Here is a 6,332-nt window from a genome sequence, read left to right as displayed (position 1 = left end):
GGGGCCGGGAAACGCCCGCGGCCCCCACACATACCAGAGGGCCCACCCCAGCTCGGGGCAGACCCTCACACACCCACTGCCACTACTGCACCGACTGAACCCCAGTAGGTCAGCGCCACCCCGCCGGCTCGTAGTCGACCTGCGGGTCATACCCGCCCGCCAGGAGTTGTCCCGCCTCCTGGCGCAACTCACCAGCCGTCGTACGGCCGACACCAAGGTCGGCCTCGATCTCCGCCAGCGAGACGACGTCGAGAGTCCGGTCATTGCCCCCAGCGGCCACGATCATCCGCGCTACTCGGCGGGCTCGCCGCTCACGCGGTGTCAGACGTGCCCAGCCGTCCGCCGTCTGCGCCTCGGCCTCCAGTACGGCCGCGCGCTGTCGGGCTTCGGTCGCCCGCAGACGCTCCGACTCGGCTTCGGCCTCCAGCCGCAGACTCTTGGTGCGCTCCGCCTGCGCACGAGCGCGCTCCGCTTCTGCGTCAGCAGCCGCTTTCTCGGCCTGCTTCTCGGCCTCGGCTGCCTTCAGTAGGAGCGCCGCGTGATCGACTGATCGGAGCGCCTCGGCCTCGGCCTGGACGGCTCGCTCCGCCTCTGCCTTCAGCCGCTCCGCCCGTACGCGGGCCGCCTCCGCCCCCGCCTGCGCCTGTGCCGCCGTCGCCTGAGCCTCGGCCTGCGCTGCGTTGGTCTGCGCCGTGATCCGATGCTGCGCCGCCTCGACGCGGCCGGCGGCTTTCGCCTTGCGGATCGTCAGATCTGCCGCTCGCTCGGCGGCTTCCGCCTCTTGGAGCGCCGTGCGCTCGGCCGCCTGGCGTTCCCGCTCAGCCGCCGCTGCCGCCCACCGGGACGGCAGCGCGAGCGCTTCGTCCACGGTGAATCCCTTTGGGGCGAGGGTCATCGGGAGGCGCTGTACCTGCGTGGCCCCGGTCAGGTCGTCGCCCAGCTCCTGTGTGAGCCAGATCCGGTAGCCGTCGAGGTCTTGCTCCCGGCGGATCATCTCCGGGTAGGAGCGGACGTTGGCCAGTCGCATCCGGCGGTAGAGACGTGCGGTTGTGGTCGGGGCCAGAATCCAGCGGTGCAGCGGGATGCGGTCGCTGATCTGTCCGTCCGCGAGGCGGGCGGCGTGCACGATCAGTTTGCGGACGGCTTCTACCCCGACGATGAACAGCACGGGCATCAGGCCGTGCCAGAACATGCCGACGGCGTCGCGTGTCCGCTGCCCGGACGCGTTGAGGACGACCGTCGCAAGGGTCATGCCGTGGGCGGCGAACCGGAGCAGCGGCCACGGAATGCGGCGCGCTGTCAGATAGAGGTCGAGTGCGAGGAACGCGATGATCGCGCCGTCGATGCCCACAGGCACCCAGTAGGACAGGTTCTTGGAGAACCCTCGGGTGACGGCAGCCTCTTGGAGGGTGTCGTAGGAAGAGGCGAATCCGACGGTTGCGACCACGCCCATGCCGAACAGGGTCACGATTCCCAGGAGGGTCTGTACCCATCCCGGCATACCGTGGCTGCTCTCGGCGTCGGTCCCGGGAGACGGCTCTTCCGTGCCTGCGGGCCTGTCCGGGGCGGCCGGAGTCACGCCCGCTGCTTCCGGAGCGGGTTGCCTGGCAGCCGGAACGGGTCCGGGTCCGGCGTCCGTCGGGACGGCCGTCGCCGTGGTGTCGGTCCGGGTCTGGTCGTACGTCAACACCTCATGCACCTCAGCAGTCTGCACCCATCACGCAGGCCACCGGAGCATCGCCCCGCGTGTCCGGAGCTGATGTCACTGTGGCTACTGCATGTCAGTGGCCACAGTAGTCACAGTGACATCAGCTCCGGAAACACAAAAGCTGCCTCCGGCGGGGTGATCCCGCCGGAGGCAGCTCTTCGTCAGGTGATCGGTCAGGCGGCGAAAACGGCGACGGCCGCGGCAGCGAGGAGCGCCAGTGCGGCGAGCGACAGGTCCACCGCGTGCCGGAGCTGGGTGAATTTCCGCAGGGCGATGCCGGACAGGACCCGGATACGGGCGGTCCGGGTGTCGCCGTCCATGCAGGCCCGGATCTGCTCCTCGTCCAGGCGTGCCCAGTACGGGAAGGAGGCCCGGTCGCTGCCGCCGAGGCGGGGCCTCACGACCAGGAGCAGCATCACGGCCGCCGCGCCCAGGGCGGCGACGGCGAGCGCGCCGAACACTTTGGTCATCGTCGGCAGGTCCTTGTCCGCGACGGACGCGAGGCCGGCCAGGAGGGCTCCGTCGAACGCGAGCAGCAGTGATGCCTTGCTGTCCGTGCGTCCGATCTCGGTGGTGACGGACGCGAGGCTGGCGTCGAGGTTCCTGTCGATCTCGGTCGGCGTCGGGGCGACGGTCGTCATGGTCAGGTGTCTCCTGTCGTGGCGGGTGATGGGCGGTACGGTTCGCCGCAGGGGGTGGCGCAGCCGGCTCCAACGGTTGCGCCACCCCTCTGTCGTGCGGTCAGGCGCGGGTGGGTGCGATGTAGTGCCGGGCGGCGACCATGAGGCTGAACGCGAGGACGAAACCTGTGAGGACCGAGCCGACGGCGATGCCCTCGGCGGCGGGGCCGGTGAGGTCCTGGGCGCGGATGATGACCCGTCCGGCGGCGAAGCAGCCGATGCAGATGACGAGCATGGCCGTCGTAAGGAGGGTGATGCGCGCGCCGAGAGGGAGCCACGCGGGCCCCTTGGACGGGCCGATCCTGGTGGTGACGTGGTCAAGGTGCGCGGCGAGGGCGCCCTCGGGGGTGCCGGAGATGTGGTGGGGCATCCTGCCGCAGGAGCACTCGGCCCTCCAGAGGGCGGTGCCGATGCTGGTGGAGGCGTCCTCGTCGATGACGATCTGCGGCCGGTGGAGGCCGTCGTCGATGACGATCCTGTCCAGGCGCCTGTCGGTGGTCACGGTCTGTTCTCCCTTGTGAGTGGGGTGGCCCGCCCCAGTCGGTTGCCGCTAGTGCCGGGCGTGGATGCCGGGCAGCAGCGGCGCATGGGGGCGTTGAGCTGCATACCCGTCTCGATGCGCCACATCCACGGCTCGCCGTCGGCGGCGGCCTACTTGGGGTTGGTGTGGTGTGCGCGGAAGACGTGCAGGAGCTGGTCGGGGGTAGCGCCGTAGAACACCGCAGCCTCACGGGCATCACAGGCGACCTGGGCGGCGTCCTGGTGGCAGCTCCAGCCGTGGAGACTGAGGCTCGCGGCGGCGCCCTCCGCGTTCTCGTAGACGGCGCACCCGGCCAGGGCCCGCGCGTAGGCGTCCAACGCGCGGTCGAGGAGGGCCTGGCGCTCGTGCTCGCGCGAGCCGATATGCCCCTCGGCCTCCAACCGGTCCATGAGCCGCCTGGCCTGCTGGTAGCCCAGGCGAAATCGCCGTTGCAGAGTCGACTGGGTCAGTCCCTCACCCAACTGGGCGGCCAGCTCCAGGACTTCGCCGTAGATCGGATCAGGCATCCGGCTTCTCCCTCATACCGCAGTGCCGGTCTCGATGCGCCACACCCACGGCTCGCCGTCAGCGGCGGCCCGCGCGGCGGCATCTCCCAGGGAGCGGGCGACGGCCGCCGCGCCGCTCCTGACAAAGCGGTGGCGCGCGAGGCGGTGCAGGAGCGGGGCGAGTTCGGCGGCGACGGCCGACGGGACGGCGCCGTCCGAGGGCCTCGCGAGCAGCTCCGTGAGGGCGCCGCGCTCCGCGAAGGGCAGACAGCCCTCGGCGTACCCGGCGAGGCTGGCCAGGAGCCTGAGGCTGTGGCGGTCCTCGCCGAAGAAGTCGGCCCCGTGGGACACCACGACGACGTGGGACACGGCCTCGTGGACGGTCTCGGTCATCTCGTCAACCTCCGTGGTTTCTCGTCGGGTTGGGGGCGCGTCAGAGGGGCGTGACGATGTCGTGGGCGGCGGCGAACCCCTCCGCGAGGAGACGGTGCGGGGTGGCCGCGAGGGCGAGGGAGTGCTGCCAGGCGAGGGTGTCGTCCGGTACCCGGCGGTTGGCCGGCCGCATGCGGTTGCGGGCGCGGCAGGTGGCGAGGGGCGGGAGGATGCGCAGAGCGACGATCGGGCGGCCGTGGCGGCGGGCCCGCTCGACGAGGTCGGCGCGGACGCGGGGTTCGACGTTCGTCGCGTCGAGGTAGACAGTGTTCCCCTCGCCCAGGTGCCGCTCCAGCAGGATGTTCTGCTCGATCACGGCGGCCGGGGTGAGGGACTGGTCGCCCGCATCGCCCCCGAGCTGCTCGCGCAGGACGTCGAGGCTGACCACCGTGACGAACCCGGCCTCGGCCGCGAAGGTGCTCTTGCCCGCCCCGCCGGGGCCGACGGGGACCACGACCGTGCCGGGCTCCAGGGCGCGCAGCGCGTCGGTGCCGGCCGCCGCGCGGACGTCGTCCTTCGGCGCGGCGATCCACCGCTCCGGGCCACCCTCGCGGGTGTGCCGCCAGTCCTGCCGGGTGCCGATGATCCGTTCCGCCCAGTCCATCGCCGCCTCGACGTCGCGGTCGATGTTCGCGTCGAAGGTCTCGTGGCAGTCGAGGTAGCGGCCGGCGCGGGTGAGCTGCCAGCCGAAAACACTGTCGTGGAGGTGGGCCGGGGCGAGGACGTAGCGCGGGAGCAGCGGGGACATGGGATTCCTTCGGGTCTGGTCGGATGGTGATCAGTGGGTGCCCCGTGCCGGAGTCGATCCGGCGGCCTCACGCCGTATTCCGGGGCGGTGGTGCTGGGGGTCGCGGTGGCTCGTCCGCTCGGCTCGCCGGGGAGCGGATGCACTGCCGCGAGGGGGGCTGGCGGGGCGTCAGCGGTCGGTGACGCCTCCGCTCATCGCGGGGAGATGATGCGGCCGGCGGCCTCGACCAGCTCTTCCGACTTCAGCGCGGCGACCTGGCGGGCGCAGTCAAGGACGCCCGGTCCGTCCGCCTCGCGCATGTTGTAGGCGGCCTGGGCGGCGGCTTTCGCGGTGGGCGCGAGGTCGGGCAGGAGCAGTTGGACCCGCAGCAGCGGGCCGGTGATGGCGGAGCGGGTGCGGTGGCTCTCCTCGCGGGCCTGCGACCAGTCCTGGTCTGCCAGCCGCAGTTCCTCCCGCACCCACATCGCGCGGCGGTGGTCTTCGAGGGCCTGGACCAGTTCCTCGATAGCGGCCAGGCCGTCGCTGATGCTGATGGCGGCAGCGTCCTCACGGCGGGTGGCACGCTGGACGGCGTACTGGAGGAGGCCGGTCAGTAACGATCCGGCGAGGGTACCGGCGACGGCGACGATGGTGGTGATCACTCAGTCTCCTTGTTCCGAAGGGGGTCTCGGCTCGGGCGTCGGTCGCCCTCACCACATCCAGGATGCCTAGACAGTCTTGGCATGTCAAGACTGTCTAGGCCAAGACTGGGCGGTAGCATGGAGGCATGCCCACGCCCATCAGCGATGACGAGATCCGGCAGATCCTCGCCGACTACGACACCGAGCTGGCCAAAGCGACCTCGGCCCTACGCGAACGCCGAGCCGAGCGGCTGCGTGCGGTCCTGGACTCAGGCCGGACCCAGACCGACATCATCCGCGTGACCGGCAAAAGCCGTGAGGCCGTGAGGCAGTTCCTGAACCCCGCCGCCGCGGACGCGGCAGCAGCGGCCAAGCGGACCGCCCGCGCCCGCGCCGCGCCCGAGTAGATCCACGCCCACGCAAAAACGCCGGAGGGCTGTACCCGAGTCGGGTACAGCCCTCCGGCGCGGGCGGACCATCAGAGGTCGGAGGGGAGCTGCTGGCCGGTCTTGGCGTCGTGCGCCGTTCCGGCCGGGGACAGGCGGACCTCTTGTGAGGGGGCTCTGACGCCCTCCTTCCAGGAGACGCCGCCTACCGTTACCCGGACGGTGACCTCGGCGAGCGGGTCGTCCACCGGCAGCGCGAGCTGCGGGTCCCTGGGGTAGTAACCGTCTTCCTGAGTGCTGCTGGCGGTCTGTTCTCCGGCATCGAGGCGCAGATACTTCGCGTTGCGGTCGAAGTAGCTGCTCAGCTCCAGGACCACCCGCTTGCGATCGTTACTCCAGCGGGCGATCACATCGACCTTCACTCCGTCGATCCGCAGGGCCGCCCCGGAGCGGCCTTTGTAGGCGGCGGCCGTCGCCGTGCGCTGCTCGCGCTCCTGGTCCAGGCTGCCCTGCTGGAGATAGGCGCCGACGGCTACGCCCACGACCGCGATCGCGGCGACGTAGCGCCAGGCGCGCCGGCGTTTCGGCGGGGGTGGTTCGTCGCGGCCCGAGCCGGAGATCGGGGCCCGAGAGCCGTGTTCGGGTGGGGGCGGGAGCTGCCGAGGCCCACCGTGCACCGTGCTGTCGTCCGTTTGCCGGTCCGGGTTGTGCGGCTGCTCGTACCACTGCGCG

Annotated in this window: 8 protein-coding genes and 1 pseudogene; 1 reads left to right on the top strand and 8 read right to left on the bottom strand. The window is 71.3% G+C overall.

What is annotated here, in order from left to right:
- Positions 1–109 precede the first annotated feature (109 nt).
- The 7 genes from AOK24_RS09940 to AOK24_RS09910 form a co-directional block, all read right to left on the bottom strand.
- Positions 110–1,501, bottom strand: coding sequence for a DUF2637 domain-containing protein (locus AOK24_RS09940; RefSeq protein ID WP_055719690.1), 1,392 nt, complete (start codon positions 1,499–1,501; stop codon positions 110–112).
- Between the two features lie 380 nt (positions 1,502–1,881).
- Positions 1,882–2,349, bottom strand: coding sequence for a Pycsar system effector family protein (locus AOK24_RS09935; RefSeq protein ID WP_055719689.1), 468 nt, complete (start codon positions 2,347–2,349; stop codon positions 1,882–1,884).
- Between the two features lie 100 nt (positions 2,350–2,449).
- Positions 2,450–2,890, bottom strand: coding sequence for a hypothetical protein (locus AOK24_RS09930; RefSeq protein ID WP_055719688.1), 441 nt, complete (start codon positions 2,888–2,890; stop codon positions 2,450–2,452).
- A 149-nt stretch (positions 2,891–3,039) separates the two neighbouring features.
- Positions 3,040–3,435 carry a DNA translocase FtsK gene (locus tag AOK24_RS09925; protein ID WP_055719687.1) on the bottom strand — a complete coding sequence of 132 codons (396 nt, stop codon included), beginning with the start codon at positions 3,433–3,435 and terminating at the stop codon, positions 3,040–3,042.
- 12 nt (positions 3,436–3,447) lie between these two features.
- Positions 3,448–3,807, bottom strand: a complete 360-nt coding sequence (locus AOK24_RS09920; RefSeq protein ID WP_055719686.1) for a DUF7739 domain-containing protein — start codon at positions 3,805–3,807, stop codon at positions 3,448–3,450.
- 40 nt (positions 3,808–3,847) lie between these two features.
- A complete protein-coding gene (locus AOK24_RS09915; RefSeq protein ID WP_055719685.1) occupies positions 3,848–4,594 on the bottom strand; it encodes an ATP-binding protein in 747 nt (248 codons plus the stop codon).
- Between the two features lie 191 nt (positions 4,595–4,785).
- A complete protein-coding gene (locus tag AOK24_RS09910) occupies positions 4,786–5,235 on the bottom strand; it encodes a hypothetical protein (protein ID WP_055719684.1) in 450 nt (149 codons plus the stop codon).
- A gap of 125 nt (positions 5,236–5,360) precedes the next feature.
- Here AOK24_RS09910 and AOK24_RS09905 point away from each other — a divergent pair, with 125 nt between their 5' ends.
- On the top strand, positions 5,361–5,621 hold the full coding sequence (locus AOK24_RS09905) for a hypothetical protein (protein WP_055719683.1): 261 nt from the start codon (positions 5,361–5,363) through the stop codon (positions 5,619–5,621).
- Between the two features lie 71 nt (positions 5,622–5,692).
- Here the strand turns inward: AOK24_RS09905 and AOK24_RS09900 are convergent.
- Positions 5,693–6,332: pseudogene (locus AOK24_RS09900) on the bottom strand (hypothetical protein); the annotation flags it as partial.

Origin of the sequence: Streptomyces niveiscabiei, assembly GCF_001419795.1 — a bacterium.
In the GTDB taxonomy this organism is placed as follows: Bacteria; Actinomycetota; Actinomycetes; order Streptomycetales; family Streptomycetaceae; genus Streptomyces; species Streptomyces niveiscabiei.
This window is presented reverse-complemented; position numbering and strand designations above follow the sequence as displayed.